We start from the raw sequence: 17,702 nt of genomic DNA on the forward strand, positions 1-17,702 counted from the left end.
TCTGGGCAGGCGGCGTGCCCGTCGACAGCCTCGGCGTCGTGGGCGACCTCAAGTGGTCGCACAACTTCGGCGAGGGGCCCTCGGGCTGCGATGAGGCGTCGTGGACCGTGGCCTGCGACCCCACGGCATCCTTCCCCGAGCTGATGCGAGCCTCGCCCGTCGAGGTGCGCCTGGGGCCGGGGATCGTGTGGGCTGGAGCGGTCATCTCCACCGACGAGTCCGACTCGGGCATCACGGTCACCGCCTACGGCTACTCGCGCTTCGCCACCGACTACGGCGCCCGCGACGGCAGCACTCCGACCACCCGCGTCGACTACGCCGTCAACGGGGCCATCTCCCGCGGCTGGCCCGTCACCGTCGCGGCCTTCCCTACCTGGGCGGCGACTCCAGTGGCCGGCGTCGACACCGCGCGTCTCAACACCACCGAGAACGTGCTGACCGAGGGCACCAAGACCCAGGGCGTGCGGTGGACGGTGCGCGAGGACAAGGTGCTGCGCTTCGAGACCGCCAGCACCGAGGTCAAGTGGGTCGCGCGGGTCGACGTCGGCAGACTCGGACTTGCTGACGACGACTACGCCACCCACGTCGGCCTACGCACGCTCAATGCCAGCGGCAGCCCGCGCGTCACATGGGTAGGCGACGACTCCCCCACCGGCCCCGCCGCTCGATGGGGTCGCCGCGAGATCCTCGTCGACTGGACGGGACTCGGCAGCGCCTCCGATGCCACGGCCGGCTTCTGGGCCAACAACCTGCTCGCTCAGATCCTCCCGCGGCTGGGGTTCACCGAGACCCTGACGGTGGCGCTGCGGGACCTCACCACCCTCGACGCCATCCCTGCGCACCCTGCCCAGATCCAGGCGGGCGATCTCATCCGCCTCGACGGGATCTACGACGAGGGCGCCACTTCGGCCGCGTCGAGCATCACCATCACCATCGCGCAGGTGTCCTATACCGACGGCGAGGACTCCATCACCATCGCCCCCGCCGGGCTCGTGACGCGCAACTTCACCGACCTCATCGCCGACATCACCGAGCCGCCCGCACTCCTCGCGGGCTGAGCCAGGAGGACGCATGACCACGCTCAAGCTCGGGGTCGACCCCGGCGACATGGAGCTCATCCTCACCGACGGCGCAGACTTCCGCGCCGACATCATCAAGGAGGAGGGCGGCGTCGACACCAACTGGCCCGCCGGGACCAGCCTGACCCTGTCGATCACCGGGGACGCGGCCACCTACGCCTGGCCTGCCGTCATTGCCGGGGCCACTGCGTCGTGGTCGGTCGACAAGGCCGACACCGCGCTCATCGCCGCACGCAGCAAGGTCCGGCTGATCTACGTCAACGGCACCACTGACCGCGTCCTGTTCTCCGGGGTGGTGTCGCGCCGTGGTTGATCTCGCCCAGAACACGACGCTGCGGGTCCAGCAGCCCAGCATCACCTTCGAGATGGCGCTCGTCGAGGGCCTCGCGGGTGCACCAGGCCGCGGCATCACGTCGCTGGCTCGCACCTCCGGCACCGGAGCACCCGGCACCACTGACACGTACACCGTCACCTACAACGACGCCACGACCAGCACCTTCACGGTCACCAACGGCACCGACGGCCGATCCATCACCAACGTCGCCCGCACCTCCGGCGATGGCTCCGCCGGCAGCCTCGACACCTACACCATCACCTACTCCACCGGCTCGCCATCGACCTTCCAGGTCCGCAACGGAGCCAACGGAGCAGCGGGGCGCGGCATCACCTCCATCGCCCGCACGGCCGGAAGTGGCGCCGCGGGCACGACCGACACCTACACCGTCACCTTCACTGACGCCACCACGACGACCTTCACCGTCACCAACGGAGCCAACGGTGCAGACGGTCGCGGATTCACCCCCCGCGGCGCCTGGGTCTCCGGCACCACCTACGCCGTCGACGACATCGTCACCAGCGCAGGCTCGACCTACCGCCGCAAGACAGCCGGGGCGGGCACCACGGCCCCCGTTGACGGTGCGACGTGGGAGCTGTGGGCAGCCAAGGGTGCAGACGCTGCGGCGGGGTCTGGCGGAGGTGCGCTGCTCGGATCCGCCGTCAACTACAACCCAAGCTCTGCCAGCGTCTCCTCATCGAACAGCACCACGGCAAGCGCCGTGGACTCCGCCAACCTCCTCGTCTCGGGCATCGTGGTTCCCTCCACCGGCAGGGTCCGGGTCCACCTCGGGGCACAAGCCAACGCCTCGGCGGCCGGTGGCGCCTACGGCTGGTCGATCATGAGCAGCACCAGCACCGAGATCGCCAACACCTTGCGCGTCCTCGCCCCGAGCACCACCTACACCCGCTATGACGCCGACATCATCGTCACCGGCCTCACGGCGGGAGCCACGATCACTCTCTACTGGGGTCACCGATTCGCAGGCTCCGTCGCCACCGGTCGCACCGCTTACGGCGGCAACACCGGGACCTACTACGGCCCCGCCACGATGGAGGTCTACGCGGCATGAGCACCGTGACGACCACCCGCCCCATCGACGAGGGCCAGCTCAACGCCGAACTCGGCGACGTCGGCGTCACCAGCCTCCGTGTCGGCGACGAGGTCACCGTGACCGCCGACGTCCCGCAGGCCGCCCTCCAGGCCGCAATCGACAAGCACGTGCCCGTCGAGCCGCCCCCCAGCGAGACCCGGCAACTGCGACTCGACCTCGACCAACTCATCGTCGACGCCATGTTCGGCGACTTCCCGCCCCAGTTCTAAGGAGACCCCGATGGCGAACACCTACGGCTACCGCATCCTCGTCATGTACTACGAGGGTCGCACCGGGGAGGCGTCACTCGACCGCGCCCTCCAGCTCACCTGGATCAACCAGGGCGAGTACGACCGCGCCCTGACCGGCGAGCCCCCCGTCGGCTACATCCCGCCCCAGATGTTTCAGGCCGCCGCCGACAGCGCCGAGGTCTGACCCTCCCCCCGCCCCTCTCGGGCGCCAACGTCCCGCGAGAAGGGGTCGAGCGTTGAGCACACCACCCAGCCGCATCCGCAGACTGTTCCCCCCGTCCGGCGCTGCGTATGAGCTCTGGGACTGCGCCGTCTTCGTGGCGATCATCGTCACCGTCGGCTACGTCATCGAGAACCCGCAGCCAGCCCAGCAGGAGACGCTGAGCTTCGTCGACCAAGTCCTCTCGCTCAACCTGTGGGGCATGGTCCTGGCGACCTGCGCGATCGTCGCCGGGGTCTGCGCCTACATCCCCCGCTGGATCTCGTTCGGCTACGGGGTCCTCGTCGCGGGCTGCTTCTTCTGGTCCGCCGTCTTCGTCGTCGGGATCGTCTGCTTCAACGGACAGCCACGCTCGCTCGTCTCCGCGCTCATCTACGCGTGGGTCGTCCGGCGGCTGATCTCGACGAAGAAGCGGGGCGCCTGAGTGGAAATCACTATCGCCATCCTCGGGCTGCTCGGGGTCTCCGGGATCGTCGGCACCGTCGTCTCCCGCTACGTGCGCCCCAAGGCCACGCCGCTGGAGATCCTCCAGGAAGTGCAGGAGGAGCGCACCGAGGACCGCCGCCGCATCGACCGGCTCGAGTCCGCCCAGCGCATCACCATCGACTACGTCCACGAACTACGCCAGCACATCGTCGACGGCAACCCCCCGCCGCCCCCCGCTTGGCCGGAAGGGCTCAACCGATGATCCACCACCTCGTCACCGAGTGGCCGCGCTACGTCGCGCTGGCCGAGATCGGGGCACTCATCTCCTGCTTCATCGCCCTGCACTTCGGGTCGCGCTCGGTCCTGCCGCGCACCACCTACCTCGCCGGCTGGGGCGTGCTCTACGTCTTCGCAGCCGTCGCGGTGGCGATCGTGGTCAACGTGATGAGCCCCGTCGCGCCAACCCCCGGAGTCCGCGCCCTCTGCTTCGCGCTCGCACCCGTGGCCCTGGGCGGCATCTTCGCCGTCCTGCTCGCCGTGCGCGACAACCGCGACCGCTGATCCGCCGCACGCTAGCCCGCCTCATCTGGAGAGCGGGCTCACCATCGCGCCCAGGAGGCACACATGCCCGTCATGCCCGGAGTCATCTGGAAGGGCGACCAGTCCAGCAAGCGGCGCATGGAGCGCTACGACGTGTTCTGCATCCACACGATCGTCGGCTACGCGCCCGCGCACGCCGCGCACTTCTCCGTCTTCGCAGACGGTGACATCTACCAGTCGCGCGACACCCTCTACACCTCGGCCGCCAACCTCAACGGCAACCACCGCATCATCGCCTCCGAGAATGAGGACCACGGAGCGCGCTTCGGCGGCACACCCCGTCTTCCCGCCTGGGTGCCGCTGACGCCCGAGCAGGTCGCGGCCAACGCTGAGATCTACGCCTGGCTGCACGAGACCCATGACATCCCGCTCCAGATGAACCCCGACTCTCGACCATCCTCACGCGGCCTCGGCTACCACCGCCAGGGCATCGACGGGAACTTCGCCGGCTACCGATTCCAGGGCCGCGTCTCGGGCGGCGAGGTCTGGACCGAGGCCTACGGGAAGGTCTGCCCGACCGACGCCCGCATCGCTCAGCTTCCCGACATCCTCACCGCCACCCGCAACCTCTTGGAGCCCGACATGACCCCTGAGCAGTACAAGACCCTCGCCGACGCCCAGACCGCCAAGATCCTCGAGGCCGTCACCAACCAGGGCGAGAAGACCCGCGCCCGCCAGATCAAGACCGCCAGCCGCATCGTCGCCACCATCAAGCGCAACGGCAAGGCGACCCAGGACGACATCGCGGCTCTCGAGGAAGCGCTGGCCGAGTGACCATCGAGCCCATCGCCTTCGCCAACATCGGCCGCACCAACAAGTCCGACGTCGTGCGCTCGCTCCAGGCCATCGAGCGCGGACTCCCTGAGGGCTGCGTGCTGGTGCTGGCCGAGATCGGCGAGGGTGACCGCGGCTACGACGAGCACGCCCTGGTCCAGCGCACGTTCTCCGGGTGGCGCATCGTCCACGGCGACACCCGCGAGCCGATCCTGCTCGACGTCGCCGCGATTGACGCCCGTGTGCTGCGTGGCGACCCGTGGCGACGACGGACCATGCGCGGCATCCCCCGCCAGTCACCGCCGCGGCACCTGCAGGAAGTCATCACCGTGCGCGCCGACGGGACCAAGCGCGTCGACATGACCGTGCACTACCCCGCCGGCGCGAAGAACGGCAGCCGCGCGCCCCACGTCAAGGCACTGCTGATGGCCGGGTGGCTCAACACACGCCGCAAGCACCGGGCCCGCATCCGTCACCACGTCCGCCGCGGTCACGACGTGCGCACCGCCTTCGACGCCAATAAGCGCGGCGGGATGAAGCTGCACCGTCGCCAGGTCGCCATCTTCACCGACGCGCCTGACTACGGCATCGCGATCCCCGGCAATGCCTGGTTCAAGAGGGGCCGGCGGACGGTGAGCATCGTCGACCGCGACTCGATCCCGCTCTACGTCGAACCCAACCTGCACCGCTGCCTGATCGGGGCGACGGTGTTCACCGCGAAGGAGAACCGATGAGTCGCCTGCTTGGCCGCGCAGGAACGCGACGTGTCTACGTCGGCGTGCGTAGCGGCAACGCGCGTCGGTGCCCCTGCGCCGAGTGCCACATCCAGTCCACCAAGAAGGCCCAGCGTGCCCGAGAGAAGCGCGACTGGCAGAAGGAGAACCGATGAAGACCGCGCCCAACAAGGCCATCGCTGCATTCGTGCTGACGCTCCTCGCCACGCTCCTGGCCAGCATCCAGGGCCGCAAGGAGTTCTCGGAGCTGACCGTCCTCGAGTGGCTGATCGTCGTCGGCTCCGCGGTGGTCACGACCGCCGGGGTCTACGTCACCAGCAATCCGCCCGTCGGGGAGCACCGCGCCGTAGACTGACCACATGAACACCGCGCCCCGCTGTCGCTGACAAGGGCCGGTTATCCGCACCACACGACCGCCGGTCGCCCCTCACGCAGGGGTGGCCGGCGGTTTTATACGCTCAACGCAGCGTTGCACCGTGAACGCGAACCTGCTAACGAACCCCCGAATTGGTTGCAGCGTCAGCCTCACGCAAGGAGCGACCGGCGGTTTCTGGCGTTGAGCCCGCAAGTACCGTCTCCCCGGTGAAGATGACCGGCTCCTACCGCCCCGCCGACGACACGATGGCCCCCGCTGACGAGGTGACCGTCGAGGGTGACGACTACGACGCGCTGCTGCTCCAGCTCCGTGAGCGCACGCCCGAGGGTCACGTGCTGCTGTCGGTGCGGATGGAGCGGTGAGCGACCTCGGCCACGGCACCAACCAGGACATGACCCGGCGCCCACCAGGAGGCAGCAACATCGCGCCCAGTGACGTCGGGCCGGTGAAGCACGTGTGGGTGAAGCAGGAGGACGGATCGCGGCTGCCGGGGCTCTTGTGGCAGTGGCGCAAGGGCGAGGCTGGCTGGGAAGGGCTCGTTGTCTGCCCCGACCCCACGCGCGGCGGGCAGGCGATCATGCAGGGGTGGTTGCCAGCGGGGAGGTTGGGGCCGGTTTAGGGGTGAGCTGGATTCGGGGGGAGTTAAGGCTGCGGCGTGATCGTCCAGCGACCGTCGTCCCGAGGGAGCTCCTGCGACGGTCCCATGGTGACGCGCAGACCGTCCTCGAACTCCAGCACCGTCCCCTCAGTGAGTTGCTCCGGCCCGAGTGCAGCAAGGATCTCGAGCAGCGGCTTGCGGACTGGCTCAGTCACGGCTTCCACTCGTCTCGGTAGTCGGGGTGGTCGACGTAGACGCTGGCGAGGGCTTGAAGCGTCATTTCCAGCGCCCACTCTCCATTGTCTCCGTGCTCGAGTTCCGGGGAGTAGTTGACCGCTCCCTCCACGATCGCGCGCTTGGCTGCTACTTCGGCCAGGACGCGGGCGGGGTCGTGGCGGGCGATGTGCTCAACCCTCTCCGAGAGCCACTTGGGATCCTCTAGGTTGCGGTCCGGCTCGACCTCCATCACGACAGGAACGCGCTCCCAACCGGGTTCGGCGTGGTCGCCAAGATCCGGCACGGGCGCGCTGTAGATCCGCACGCGCCAACCTCGGTCAGCAATCTCCCACGGCGTCGGGAACACCTCGGCACACTCCCGCGCCACCGTCTCATCCTCATCCAGCCGCGCGGTCAGGAACTCGATGAGCGTCATGGCTTCTCCTGTCGCTGGACGTGCTCGGCTATGGCTTGGCGGGCGAACTCGCTGACGGTGATGTCGAGGCGTCGGGCTCCTGCCTTCGCGCGCTCCCAGAGTTCGTCCTCGATGCGGATGGCTCGGGCTGGATTCTCGGGGCGGGGTTTGTTGGGCATCAGGGCTTGTCGGACCGAATGACGCGGGCGGTGTAGGCCCCGGGCCAGCGCCCGCAATGGAGACACGCGCCCGGGTAGACCTCCGCCACCGGCCATGTGATCGTGCGCTGGCAATAGATGCACCCGAGTGTTTCGGTCGCATCATTCTCGTCCGAATGGCCCATGCCCCCACTCTACGCGGTGTCATACACCAGCGCAAGGAACTGTCGGTGGCCGCGGGGAGACTCGGACCATGCCGACTGACGAGGAGCTCGCCCTGATCGACCTGGCCGCTGCGACGTACCGGTACGCGGGGGCTCGGGAGGCTGCGATGGCCGACCGGTTCGGGCTCAGTCCCACGCGGTTCTGGCAGAAGGTGCACGCGCTGAGGGTGCGGGGGGATGTGGTGGCGGTGCGGGCTGGGGAGTGCCGCAGACTTACGTCGCTCGCGGAGGCTCGAGATGCTGCGCGGGGTTCCAGTCGATCAGATCTCCAAGCCTTCCCATCGCCGTAGCGTGCATCGAGTCGTCGCCGGACAGGTAATGCCGCTGAGTGACCTGCACCTGCGAGTGACCGAGGATCTCGGCAATGATCTTGTCCGAGACGTTGGCTTCCATCAGCAGACTTCCACAGGTGGCGCGGGCGGAGTGCAGGGGGCGATCGGGGACGCCAGCCAGCGCAATCAGCGCTTTCCAGTCGCCCCAGTCTCGCCGCGGCGCTCTGGGCTTCTCGCCCTCGCCCCACACGTAGCCAGACTCCTGACGCTCCTGCTCGAGCAGCAGCCGCACCGGTCGCACGAGCGGCACGCCCCGGTAGCTCGCCTCCGACTTGAGCGGCAGCACCTTCAATCCTTGGCCGGGGACCTGCTGCACCGACCGTTGGACGAGTAGGTAGCCGAACTCCCCGCGGTCCCAGGCAATGTCTTCCCACCTCAGACCCAGCGCCTCGCCCTGCCTAAGCCCAGCGAGCAGCGCGCACGCCCACCGCGAGGCGCGGACCTCGGGATGGTCAAGCGCAGCGAGAAGTGTGCGCGCTTCCTGGAGGGTGAACTTGCCGTGGGTGTTCTTGCTGACGGCCGGAGCCTTGGCCTTGGCCGCAGGGTTCCAGTCGATCTTCCGCTGCTCCTCAGCGATGCGCAGGGCGCGCCGGAGGATTGCGTGAACCTGTCGCCGGCTGCCATCCGACAGCCCGGCGTCACGCATGTCGGCGTACAGCTCCTCGACCTGCTCGGGACGTAGGCGCTCGAGCTTGACCTTGCCCAAGCTCGGGATGATCCAGCGATTGATGTTGCGCCGGTAGGTGTTGGCTGTGGTCTCCCGCAGCGTCCCGTCGACGTGGGTCCTCATCCAGTGGTTCATCCACTTCTCGACGGTCCAGCTCTCGGAGTCGACGCCCTTCGCGGTCGTCCGCTTCAACTCCTTGAACTTCGCGCGCACCTCGCGGAGTGTCTGACCGGTCACGGTCTTGCGGACCCGTTTTCCGTTGCGCTGGCCCAGGTCAGCCACGCCCACCCATCGGCCCCGACAGTTGTGTGGCGCACGCTGCCCATCGACCAGCGGAGGGCAGGTCGCGTGGTCGTGGCGCTGGTAGATCGCACCCTCGCCCCGCAGGCGTCGCTCACCCATCTAGACTTACTCCTGTCGTGTAGCCAATGTGGCAGCCTAAGTGGCCATATCTAGCCATATGACATCGTACCGCGAACCGCGTCTGACCTGCGGAAACGTGATACGGGCCCCTAGCTCAATGGGCAGAGCAGGAGACTTTTAATCTCTTGGTTGTGGGTTCGAGTCCCACGGGGCCTACCGCGACCGTGCCGCCTCAGTCGTCGGCGGACGGAGAGGGTGGGCGCGCGGGACGCGCGAGGCCCAGCGCGAGCGCCGCCCCCGCCGCGAGCAGCAGGCCGGCCACGACGTAGGCGCTGCCGACCACCTGCTGGGCCGGGCTCCAGGCGTACTCCGCGTCGTCGCGGTGGGGCAGCAGCCAGAAGGGGGCGAGCACGAACACCGCCGCCCAGCCCGCGGCGGCCCACCGCGGCCCGCGCTCGAGCAGCACCAGCGCGACCGGCAGCGCCCACACCCAGTGGTGCGACCACGAGATCGGCGAGGCGAGCAGCATGGCCACGGCGGCCAGGCCGACCCCGAGCGCGGGGTCGCCACGACGCCACCAGGCGCAGCCGAGGGCGAGCACGCCGAGGGAGACCGCGCCGGCGACGACCAGCCACAGCAGGGTCGGCGCCGGCCCGCCGAGCGCGCGGGCCAGCACGCCGCTCACCGACTGGTTGGTGGCGAAGGCCGGGCTGCCCGGCCGCTCGGGATCGGCGAGCACCGAGGTCCAGTAGTCCCACGAGGACCGCGGGGCCACGAGCGCCCCGACCACCCCCGCCCCCACCACCGCCACCACGGCGCGGGCGGCGTCGCCCCGCCTCCCGGTGCCGAGCAGCAGGACCACGAAGACGAGCGGGGTCAGCTTGACCGCGGCGGCCAGCCCGACGAGTGCGCCGCTCCACCGGCGGCGCGGGCCGAGCAGGTCGACGACGACCAGCGCCATGAGCAGGAGGTTGACCTGCCCGAAGGTCAGCGTCTCGCGCACCGGCTCGAGGGCCAGCGCCGCGACGCACCCGCCGAGCACGGCCCACGGCGCGAGGTCGGGCCTCACGACGTGCACCACCAGGGCCAGCGCGAGCACACCGGTCGCCGCCCACAGCGCGGCCGAGACCGGCAGGGGCAGCAGCGCGAGCCCGGCCATCAGCAGCGCCGCGAAGGGCGGGTAGGTGAACGGCAGGCCGGTGGCCGGGTCGTCCGCGGCGTAGAGATGGCCCCCGTCGAGCAGGGTCCGCGCACCGAAGGCGTAGACCTCGAGGTCGAGGAAGCCCCGGTGCACCTGCAGGAGCGCCGCCGCCACGACCACCAGCACCAGGCCACCGGTGGCGGCGAGCACGACCCCGGGCGTGAGCAGGTGGTCCCGGGTGGCGGGGGTGGGCTCGAGGCGGGTCATCCCGCGACGCTAGGAGCGCCCGAGGACGCGGCGCCGACCCCGCCACGACCCCGTCGTGAACGGGGCGCGACGAGACCGGGCGGTCAGTCGGCGGTCAGCGGGAGGAGAGACGGTCGACGTAGCCGAGGAGCCGGGCCACCAGGGTGCTGACCGAGGCCAGGTCGGTGGGGTCGGCCAGCGCCGTCGAGTCGAGCTCGCGGAGCACGGGGGCCGCCGATCCGACGCCGGCGTCGCCGGCGGCGTCGAGGAAGCAGCGTGACGCCGCGCGCACCGCGGAGGGCTCGAAGGACAGCACGCACTCGAACATCCGCTGCCGGTCGGGCACACGGTCCTGGCCGGGCAGCTCCCAGGCGCTGAGCAGCGCGGGCAGCTCCTGGGAGTCGCACACGAGCGCCCACTCCCGCAGCAGCGGCGAGCGCTGGTCGAGCGTGACCCGCGTCGGCCCGTCGAGCAGGCGTACGTCGGGACCGTCCGGCTCGGCGCCGTGGTCGGGGAAGTCGGCGTAGACCCACGCCGAGCGCGAGAGCCGGGCCAGCTCGCCCCAGCGACGCTCGGCGGCGCGGTAGTGCTGGGCCTGCTGGAAGGCGGCGAAGAGGTGCGGGCGGTCGGCGACGGCGCAGAACTCGTCCTCGATGGCCCAGGACAGGGCGAGCAGCGTGGACTTGCCCAGCCGCTGCACCGGGATGTGGGGGTGTCCGGCGCGCACGGTGGCGAAGACCGACTGCGGCCGCGCCGACGTGCCGCGCGGGCCCTCCTCGGCCTCCCGCTCGCGGCGGACCTCCTCGATGGCCGCCGACAGGGTCAGCCCCGACTCGCGCCGGGCCAGCACCCCCTCGACCGCGTGCACGTCGGCCTCGGCGTAGCGACGGTGGCCGCTGGGGCGCCGCTCGGGCACCGGGAAGCCGTAGCGGCTCTCCCAGGCGCGCAGGGTGGCGGCGGCCACGCCCGTGCGCTCGGCGAGGTCGCTCACGCTCAGTCCGGCGCCGTGGGCGCTCCCCGGCGGCAGCGACGACGCAGGGGCGCCCCCGGCCTGGCCGCTCACGACGCCTCCCGCAGCCGCGTACCGGCGGTGGAGCCCGAGGCCAGGTCGGCCTCGACCCTCGCCGCGGCCAGGTCGAAGAGCCAGCGCCAGGGGTCGGGACGCGCCGACGCCGACGGTCGCCCGGCGCTGCGCAGCCCGCCGTGGTCGCCGGCGGCGTACTGGCCGGCGCGGGCCCACACGTCGAGGTAGATCGACACGACGAGGTCCTCGGCCAGCACGCGGTCGGCGCAGTCGTCGATGGCGACGCCGCGCGACGTGCAGCGCCGGACGGCCTCGCCGAGCACGAGGCGCACGCTGCGGTCGTAGAGCCGGCCGAAGGCGGCCTCGTCGCCCCTGGCCGTGGCGCGCAGCAGGGAGTCGATGGAGGTGGGGCACGCACCGTCGTCGTGTCGCTGCTCGGTCATGTGGGGCCTCTCGTCGAGCGGGGGCTTCGACTCGCTGTCGAACTTTCGTGTCGAACTGTGGATGATCTTGACACAGTCTGTCTAAGTTTGGAATATAAGTCCCAACACCTTGTCTAAGTTTCAGCCCGGGTGTCGGCCCGAGAACCCAGGAGCGGCAGAACCATGAACCCCACCACCACCTCGCACACGCCCCGCACGAGCGGCATCCACGCCGTCCCGCAGAAGCAGCCGCTCGTCGTGGCGCTGGTCGACGACCACCCCTTCGTCGCCGCCGGCGTGGCCGCCCTGCTCGCCCCCCACGCCGGCCGGGTCCAGCTCGTCGACACCGAGACCGCCCTCGACGACCCGACCGCGGTCGACGTCGTGCTCTACGAGCCCGTCAAGCTCTCGCAGACCGGGCAGAACCTCGTGCGCCGCCTCGCCACCTCCGGCCAGGCCCGGCCCGTGGTCTACACCTGGCGCGACCCGCAGGCGCCCGGCAGCAGCCGCGCCCAGGTGCGCCTGTCGAAGACGCTCGGCGCCGACGAGCTCGTCGACGCCATCGAGCGTGCGCTGCGCACGACCCCCTCGGCGGCGCGTCCCAGCCGCCCCCTCGACCGCACCCCGCACGCCGTGGTCGGTGCCACCGCCAACGGTGCCCGCGCCGGGCTCACCCCGCGCGAGGCCGAGATCCTCTCGCTGGTGACCCAGGGCCACACCAACGTCGAGATCGGCAAGCAGCTCTACCTCTCGATCAACTCGGTGAAGACCTACATCCGTGGCGCCTACCGCAAGATCGGCGTCGAGCGCCGCACCCAGGCGGTGGCCTGGGGCCTGCGCCACGGCCTGGGCATGGAGCCTGCCCGCGGCGGCCTGGTGGACGTCTCCGCCTCCTGAGCCGGCCGCCGGGCCCCCCGGGCCCGGTCACCCGCTTGGGTCTCCTGCCCCCCCCGGGCCCCGGGGCACCGTGGACGTCATGACCCATGACATCCACCCGCAGGAGGCCACCGCATGACCACCATCGCCATCATCGGGGCCGGGCGCGGCCTCGGCGCCGCCGTCGCCCGCCGCTTCGGGCGCGAAGGCTTCAGCGTCGGTCTGATCTCGCGCAACCAGGCCCGTCTCGACCTGCTGGCCGAGGACCTCGCCGCTGACGGCGTGCAGGCCCAGGGCTTCGCCGCCGACGTGCGCGACCCGGCCTCGATCGCCGCCGCCCTCGAGCAGGTGACCGAGACCCTCGGGCCCATTGAGGTGCTCCAGTACAGCCCGCTGCCGCAGAAGGACTTCATGCGACCGGTGCTGGAGACCACTCCCGCCGACCTCGTCGGACCGGTCGAGTTCTCCATCTACGGCCCCGTCGCCGCCGTGCACCAGGTCGTGCCCGGCATGCGCTTCCTGCCCAAGGAGGACGGCGAGGGCCGCGGCACGATCCTCTTCGTCAACGGCGGCTCCGCCGTCAAGCCCGGCCGCAACGTCACCGGGACCTCGATCGCCTTCGCCGGTCAGGCCGCCTACGCCGAGCTGCTGCACGAGGTGCTCGCCGAGGAGGGCATCCACGTGGCCCAGCTCATCATCGGCGGCGCCATCGTCGAGGGCGACCCCGAGAAGGACCCCGACGTGCTGGCGGAGAAGCTCTGGACGATGCACGCCGAGCGCTCGGGCTTCCGCACCCAGGTCAGCGAGGACTGAGCAGCAGCGACCGAGCAGCGAGCAGCAGCGGGCGTCCCGGCCACGGCCGGGACCCCCGCTCGCCACATGCGGTGAGGCCCGCCCGGGCCGGACGTGGGGGGGACGACCGGACCCGGGCGGGCCTCACTGCGCAGCGTACCCGCACAGCACCGCCCCGACACCCGGGGATCCGGGTGGCGGGGCGGTGTCGTCGTCGGGTGTCGTCGTAGGGGCCCGGGTGGGGCCCCCGGGCCTCAGCCGATCCGGCCCACCAGCGCCGAGGCGTCGGTGGGTCGGGCGTGCTCGGCGAGCACGGCCCGGGCCTGGTCGAGTCCGCCGTCGACCTCGACGTCCCACAGCAGGACGCCGCGCACCTCCTGGTCGTCGAGGTAGTAGACGACCGCTCCCCCGTCGCGCTCGTCGACGACGGTCTCCAGCGAGGCGTCGAGGGTGCCGACCGCCTCGTAGCCCACCCCGAGCACGTCGGAGTAGAACATCGGCGTGTGGTCGTAGGTCTCGGTGGAGCCGGCCATGATCCGGCCCACCGCGGAGCCCATCTCACCGGCGTTGTCGACGTGCTCGACGCGACGGCGCCCCAGGATCCGGTCGGGGTACTCGGCGACGTCGCCGGCGGCGAGCACGCCCGGCACGGAGGTGGTGAGGCGCTCGTCGACGCGTACGCCGCCGTCGTCGGCACGGGCCACGTCAGCGGGCAGGAAGTCGGTGTCGGGGCTGATGCCCAGGCCGACCACCACGACGTCGGCCTCCAGCGAGGACCCGTCGGAGAGCTCGACCACGACCGTGTCGCCGTCCTCGCGCCCGCCGACGGCCTTCAGACCGCCGTGGACGCGCACCCCGGCGTCGGTGAAGAGCGACTCGAAGCGCCGCGCCAGCGCGTCGGGGAAGACGTGGTCGCCCAGCACCTCGCCGGGGTGCACGACGGTGACCTCGCAGTCGTGCTGCGAGAGGGCGGCCGCGATCTCGCTGCCGATGTAGCCGCCGCCGACGACCACGACCCGCGGACGGCCCTGGGCCAGCTCGCGCAGGCGGTTGTAGTCGGCGAGGTCGCGGAAGTAGAGCACCCGGTCGCCGGGCTCCAGCCCCTCGATGCGGCGGGGGCGCCCGCCCGTGGCCACCAGCAGGGTGCCGTAGCCGAAGGTGTCGCCGGCCGCGGTGGTCGCCGTACGGGCCTCGGTGTCGACGCTGGTCACCGGGCTGCCCAGGTGGAAGGTCGCGCCGGTCTCCTCCGAGGTGTGCATCGCGGCGTCGTCGAAGGTGAAGTCGGGATCGGTCCAGAGCTTCTTCGACAGCGCCGGGCGGGGGAAGGGGGGTGTGGGCTCCTCGCCGAGGATGCCGATGGTGCCCTCACTCCCCTGCTCGCGGATGCCCTTGGCCGCAGCGTCGGCGACCATGCCGCCGCCGACGATGAGGAAGTCGTAGTCGTGGTGCACGTCGGTGCCCTCCTGGGGTGGGTCGGTCGGTCGGTGGGTCGTCAGATGGTGGCGACCGAGCCGGAGTCGACCCGGTAGTTGGAGCCGTTGACGAAGCTGGCGCGGTCGGAGCACAGGAACGCCACCACGGAGGCGACCTCCTCGGGCAGGCCGCGCCGGCCCAGCTCCATGTAGGGCCGCTCCTCGTCGAGGAAGCTCTCGATGGCCTCGTCGACGCTGGAGCCGATCTCCTTCGAGCGCTTCTCCATCATGGCGTCGGTCATCGGCGTCTTGATGAAGGCGGGCGAGACGCAGTTGACCAGCAGCCCCTCCTCGGCGTAGGTCCGCGAGAGGCCCTTGGCGAAGGCCAGCACGCCGGCCTTGGCGGCGCAGTAGGGCAGCTCGTCGTCGTAGGGCTGCACGGCGTCCTCGGAGGCGAGGTAGACGATGCGGCCCCAGCCGCCGCGGCGCAGGCCGGGCAGGAAGGCGCGGGTGAGACGGATCGGCGCGAGCAGGTCGACGGTGAGCGTGGTGGTCCAGCCCTCGTCGTCGATCTCGTGGAAGAGGCCCTGGGCCCCGGTGATGCCGGCCGACTGCACCAGGATGTCGAGGTCGCCGACCAGGTCGGTGACCGACGCGGCGAGCTCCTTGACGGCCTCGTCGGTGGACAGGTCGGCGGCCACGTGGTGCAGGCGCCCCTCCGGGGCGTCGAGCCGGGCGGCGGCCTCGGCGAGGGAGTCGGCGTCCTGGTCGCTGAGCACGACAGTAGCGCCCTCGTCGAGCAGGATGCGTGCGGTCTCCCAGCCGATGCCGGAGTCGCCCCCGGTGACGAGGGCGGTGCGTCCGGTGATTCCGAGATCCATGATCCTCCGATGCGAGCAGGCGGGTCGGCGCGGTCGCGCGGACCCGTCCTCCGACCGTACGGCGGCGGCCGGGCCCCCCGATCACCCTCAGAGGTGGGCGAGGAGGCGGGCGGGGGTGGGGCCGCTCGACACGGTCACCCCCGCGGGTGGACGTCCGCGGCGCCGGCCCGACCTAGCGTGGCAGGGCCCGACCACGACGACGCCCCCGGCAGAGCCGACGGGCCAGGAGGACACGTGTCCCGCATCGGCTACACCCTCATGACCGAGCAGAGCGGCCCGCGCCAGCTGGTCGAGTACGCCGCCGCCGCGGAGCGCGCCGGCTTCGACTTCGAGGTCTCCAGCGACCACTTCTCCCCGTGGCTGACCGAGCAGGGCCACGCCCCCTACGCGTGGAGCGTGCTCGGCGCGATCAGCCAGGTCACCTCGCGCGTGGAGCTGATGACCTACGTGACCTGCCCGACCATGCGCTACCACCCCGCCGTCGTGGCCCAGAAGGCCGCGACCATGGCGCTGCTGTCGCAGGGCCGCTTCACCCTCGGCCTGGGCAGCGGGGAGAACCTCAACGAGCACACCGTCGGACGCGGCTGGCCCCCCGTGGCGCGGCGCCAGGAGATGCTGGTGGAGGCGGTGGAGATCATCCGCCGCCTGCTGGCCGGGGAGCTGCTCACCTTCCACGGCGAGCACTTCTCCGTCGACGGCTCGCGCCTGTGGGACCTGCCCGGCGACGACGAGCGGGTGCGGCTGGCGCTGGCGGTGGCCGGCGACAAGGGCATCGAGCACTTCGCGCCCATCGCCGACGACCTCGTCGCCACCGAGCCGCTCGGCGACCTCGTGCAGACCTGGAACGGTGTCGAGGGCGCCACCCGGATCGGCGACGGCGCCCGCGCCATCGGCCAGATCCCGATCTGCTGGGACCCCGACGAGAAGCGGGCCGTGGCCCGGGCCCACGAGCAGTTCCGCTGGTTCGCCGGCGGCTGGAAGGTCAACAGCGACCTGCCGACCACGGCCGGCTTCGCCGGGGCGACGCAGTTCGTCACGCCCGACGACGTCGCCGACTCGATCCCCTGCGGGCCCGACCTCGACAAGATCGTCGAGGCCGTGGGCGCCTTCTGGGAGGCCGGCTTCACCGACGTCGCCCTCGTGCAGGTCGGCGACGAGCACCAGGACCGCTTCCTGGCCGAGGCGGCCGAGCCCCTGCTGGAGAGGCTGCGCGCCGCGGCCCCCTGAGCCGCCCGGGACGACCCCGGCGCGACCCGCGCGAGCCGGGCCGGGCGTCCCGGTCGGTCAGTGGCCGCCCAGACCTCGCTGGAGCCGCAGCTCGGCGTGGAGGCGGTAGGGCATCGGCAGGTGGGCGGCCGCCAGCGCTGCGGCGTACGCCTCGAGCGCCGAGACGAGGGCGTGGCGGGCCTGCTCGGCCTCGCGGGAGCCGGCGGCGCGCTGCTCGAGCTCGACCTGGAGCCGCTCGCGAGCCGTGTCGATCGCGGTGAGCAGGGCGGGGATGCGCCGACGCGGGTCGCCGCCGGGGCCGGAGGCCGGACCGTGGCCCGTGGATCTGGTCGTGCTCATGGGCGCGGGAGCCCTCCCGACCCTCCGCCGAGCGCGACCTGGCGTCGCGCCGTCGAGGGGGCCTGGACCCAGGTTAGACCTGCCCGGCGACGGCGCCGCCCGGCGCGGACCAGCTCGACGCGGCCGCGGTGGCCGGCCGCCGGCCGGTCAGTGCTCGCGCAGCGCCTCGACCAGCTCGTCCTTCCTCATCGACGAGCGGCCCTCGACGTCGAGCTCGGCCGCGCGCTCGCGCAGCTCCTCGACCGTCCACTCCTCGTAGGCCGGCGACGAGCCACCCTTGCGGCCGACGGCGGAGCGGCCCTTCGCGGCGGCCGCGTTGGCGATGCGCGCCGACTTCTCCTTGCTGTTGCCCTCCTCGCGCAGCTTCTCGTAGAGCTCGTCGTCCTTGACGCTCGGGCCGGGCTTCTTCTCGGCGGGCATGGTCGTCTCCTCCTGGTCGGCCACCGGGTCCTCCCGGCTCCCTCCGACGGTAGGAGCGGCAC

The 17,702-nt window shown here is 71.4% G+C and carries 26 protein-coding genes and 1 tRNA gene; 18 read left to right on the forward strand and 9 right to left on the reverse strand.

Annotated features, from left to right (window positions below; genetic code table 11):
• Positions 1-14: 14 nt before the first annotated feature.
• From IR170_RS15115 to IR170_RS15175, 13 genes are all read left to right on the forward strand, one after another.
• Entirely contained in the window at positions 15-1,058 is a 1,044-nt protein-coding gene (locus IR170_RS15115; protein ID WP_193665407.1) for a hypothetical protein, read from the forward strand.
• 13 nt (positions 1,059-1,071) lie between these two features.
• Entirely contained in the window at positions 1,072-1,392 is a 321-nt protein-coding gene (locus IR170_RS15120) for an LtfC-like domain-containing protein (RefSeq protein ID WP_193665409.1), read from the forward strand.
• Positions 1,393-1,444: 52 nt separating this feature from the next.
• Complete coding sequence (locus tag IR170_RS15125) at positions 1,445-2,485, forward strand: hypothetical protein (protein WP_193665411.1); 1,041 nt, start codon at positions 1,445-1,447, stop codon at positions 2,483-2,485.
• Positions 2,482-2,736: a hypothetical protein gene (locus tag IR170_RS15130; protein ID WP_193665413.1), complete on the forward strand. Its 255-nt coding sequence runs from the start codon at positions 2,482-2,484 to the stop codon at positions 2,734-2,736. The genes IR170_RS15125 and IR170_RS15130 overlap by 4 nt, the downstream gene beginning before the upstream one ends.
• 10 nt (positions 2,737-2,746) lie before the next feature.
• Entirely contained in the window at positions 2,747-2,941 is a 195-nt protein-coding gene (locus tag IR170_RS15135; RefSeq protein WP_193665415.1) for a hypothetical protein, read from the forward strand.
• A gap of 133 nt (positions 2,942-3,074) precedes the next feature.
• Entirely contained in the window at positions 3,075-3,401 is a 327-nt protein-coding gene (locus tag IR170_RS15140; RefSeq protein WP_193665417.1) for a hypothetical protein, read from the forward strand.
• Positions 3,402-3,665, forward strand: coding sequence for a hypothetical protein (locus tag IR170_RS15145; RefSeq protein WP_193665419.1), 264 nt, complete (start codon positions 3,402-3,404; stop codon positions 3,663-3,665).
• A complete protein-coding gene (locus IR170_RS15150) occupies positions 3,662-3,964 on the forward strand; it encodes a hypothetical protein (protein ID WP_193665421.1) in 303 nt (100 codons plus the stop codon). Before IR170_RS15145 ends, IR170_RS15150 begins: the two co-directional genes overlap by 4 nt.
• Positions 3,965-4,027: 63 nt before the next feature.
• Positions 4,028-4,777 carry a peptidoglycan recognition protein family protein gene (locus IR170_RS15155; protein WP_193665423.1) on the forward strand — a complete coding sequence of 250 codons (750 nt, stop codon included), beginning with the start codon at positions 4,028-4,030 and terminating at the stop codon, positions 4,775-4,777.
• Positions 4,774-5,511 carry a hypothetical protein gene (locus tag IR170_RS15160; RefSeq protein WP_193665425.1) on the forward strand — a complete coding sequence of 246 codons (738 nt, stop codon included), beginning with the start codon at positions 4,774-4,776 and terminating at the stop codon, positions 5,509-5,511. The genes IR170_RS15155 and IR170_RS15160 overlap by 4 nt, the downstream gene beginning before the upstream one ends.
• A 151-nt stretch (positions 5,512-5,662) precedes the next feature.
• Positions 5,663-5,866 carry a hypothetical protein gene (locus IR170_RS15165; RefSeq protein WP_193665427.1) on the forward strand — a complete coding sequence of 68 codons (204 nt, stop codon included), beginning with the start codon at positions 5,663-5,665 and terminating at the stop codon, positions 5,864-5,866.
• Between the two features lie 227 nt (positions 5,867-6,093).
• On the forward strand, positions 6,094-6,249 hold the full coding sequence (locus IR170_RS15170; RefSeq protein ID WP_193665429.1) for a hypothetical protein: 156 nt from the start codon (positions 6,094-6,096) through the stop codon (positions 6,247-6,249).
• Complete coding sequence (locus IR170_RS15175; protein ID WP_193665431.1) at positions 6,246-6,506, forward strand: hypothetical protein; 261 nt, start codon at positions 6,246-6,248, stop codon at positions 6,504-6,506. Before IR170_RS15170 ends, IR170_RS15175 begins: the two co-directional genes overlap by 4 nt.
• A gap of 190 nt (positions 6,507-6,696) precedes the next feature.
• On the opposite strand, the gene IR170_RS15180 is transcribed toward IR170_RS15175, so the two are convergent.
• Complete coding sequence (locus IR170_RS15180) at positions 6,697-7,137, reverse strand: DUF6221 family protein (RefSeq protein ID WP_193665433.1); 441 nt, start codon at positions 7,135-7,137, stop codon at positions 6,697-6,699.
• A gap of 390 nt (positions 7,138-7,527) precedes the next feature.
• Between IR170_RS15180 and IR170_RS20535 the strand changes: the two genes are divergently transcribed.
• A complete protein-coding gene (locus tag IR170_RS20535; RefSeq protein WP_193665435.1) occupies positions 7,528-7,788 on the forward strand; it encodes a DUF3263 domain-containing protein in 261 nt (86 codons plus the stop codon).
• Here IR170_RS20535 and IR170_RS15190 read toward each other — a convergent pair.
• Positions 7,712-8,779 carry a tyrosine-type recombinase/integrase gene (locus IR170_RS15190; protein ID WP_193665437.1) on the reverse strand — a complete coding sequence of 356 codons (1,068 nt, stop codon included), beginning with the start codon at positions 8,777-8,779 and terminating at the stop codon, positions 7,712-7,714. The two genes, IR170_RS20535 and IR170_RS15190, sit on opposite strands and share 77 nt — an antisense overlap.
• Before the next feature lie 224 nt (positions 8,780-9,003).
• Here IR170_RS15190 and IR170_RS15195 point away from each other — a divergent pair.
• Positions 9,004-9,076, forward strand: a tRNA-Lys gene (locus tag IR170_RS15195).
• Positions 9,077-9,092: 16 nt separating this feature from the next.
• Here the strand turns inward: IR170_RS15195 and IR170_RS15200 are convergent.
• The 3 genes from IR170_RS15200 to IR170_RS15210 form a co-directional block, all read right to left on the reverse strand.
• Positions 9,093-10,268, reverse strand: a complete 1,176-nt coding sequence (locus tag IR170_RS15200; RefSeq protein WP_193665439.1) for a glycosyltransferase 87 family protein — start codon at positions 10,266-10,268, stop codon at positions 9,093-9,095.
• A gap of 94 nt (positions 10,269-10,362) precedes the next feature.
• Complete coding sequence (locus tag IR170_RS15205) at positions 10,363-11,310, reverse strand: DICT sensory domain-containing protein (RefSeq protein WP_193665442.1); 948 nt, start codon at positions 11,308-11,310, stop codon at positions 10,363-10,365.
• Positions 11,307-11,714 carry a hypothetical protein gene (locus IR170_RS15210; protein WP_193665444.1) on the reverse strand — a complete coding sequence of 136 codons (408 nt, stop codon included), beginning with the start codon at positions 11,712-11,714 and terminating at the stop codon, positions 11,307-11,309. Before IR170_RS15210 ends, IR170_RS15205 begins: the two co-directional genes overlap by 4 nt.
• A 162-nt stretch (positions 11,715-11,876) precedes the next feature.
• Between IR170_RS15210 and IR170_RS15215 the strand changes: the two genes are divergently transcribed.
• Complete coding sequence (locus IR170_RS15215; RefSeq protein WP_193665446.1) at positions 11,877-12,590, forward strand: helix-turn-helix transcriptional regulator; 714 nt, start codon at positions 11,877-11,879, stop codon at positions 12,588-12,590.
• A 114-nt stretch (positions 12,591-12,704) separates the two neighbouring features.
• Positions 12,705-13,382: an SDR family NAD(P)-dependent oxidoreductase gene (locus IR170_RS15220; protein ID WP_193665448.1), complete on the forward strand. Its 678-nt coding sequence runs from the start codon at positions 12,705-12,707 to the stop codon at positions 13,380-13,382.
• Positions 13,383-13,615: 233 nt separating this feature from the next.
• On the opposite strand, the gene IR170_RS15225 is transcribed toward IR170_RS15220, so the two are convergent.
• Together IR170_RS15225 and IR170_RS15230 are read right to left on the reverse strand one after the other, a co-directional pair.
• Positions 13,616-14,812 (reverse strand): NAD(P)/FAD-dependent oxidoreductase, encoded by a 1,197-nt coding sequence (locus IR170_RS15225; RefSeq protein WP_319805109.1) that lies wholly within the window; start codon positions 14,810-14,812, stop codon positions 13,616-13,618.
• Positions 14,813-14,853: 41 nt separating this feature from the next.
• Positions 14,854-15,654 carry an SDR family NAD(P)-dependent oxidoreductase gene (locus tag IR170_RS15230; RefSeq protein ID WP_193665450.1) on the reverse strand — a complete coding sequence of 267 codons (801 nt, stop codon included), beginning with the start codon at positions 15,652-15,654 and terminating at the stop codon, positions 14,854-14,856.
• Between the two features lie 234 nt (positions 15,655-15,888).
• On the opposite strand from IR170_RS15230, the gene IR170_RS15235 reads away from it, so the two are divergent.
• Positions 15,889-16,881, forward strand: a complete 993-nt coding sequence (locus tag IR170_RS15235) for a TIGR03557 family F420-dependent LLM class oxidoreductase (RefSeq protein ID WP_193665452.1) — start codon at positions 15,889-15,891, stop codon at positions 16,879-16,881.
• Between the two features lie 57 nt (positions 16,882-16,938).
• On the opposite strand, the gene IR170_RS15240 is transcribed toward IR170_RS15235, so the two are convergent.
• Both IR170_RS15240 and IR170_RS15245 read right to left on the reverse strand, forming a co-directional pair.
• Complete coding sequence (locus tag IR170_RS15240; protein WP_193665454.1) at positions 16,939-17,220, reverse strand: hypothetical protein; 282 nt, start codon at positions 17,218-17,220, stop codon at positions 16,939-16,941.
• A 147-nt stretch (positions 17,221-17,367) separates the two neighbouring features.
• Complete coding sequence (locus IR170_RS15245; protein ID WP_193665457.1) at positions 17,368-17,640, reverse strand: DUF7218 family protein; 273 nt, start codon at positions 17,638-17,640, stop codon at positions 17,368-17,370.
• Positions 17,641-17,702 lie beyond the last annotated feature (62 nt).

It is taken from the genome of Nocardioides kribbensis (assembly GCF_015070375.1).
Lineage (GTDB): Bacteria > Actinomycetota > Actinomycetes > Propionibacteriales > Nocardioidaceae > Nocardioides > Nocardioides kribbensis.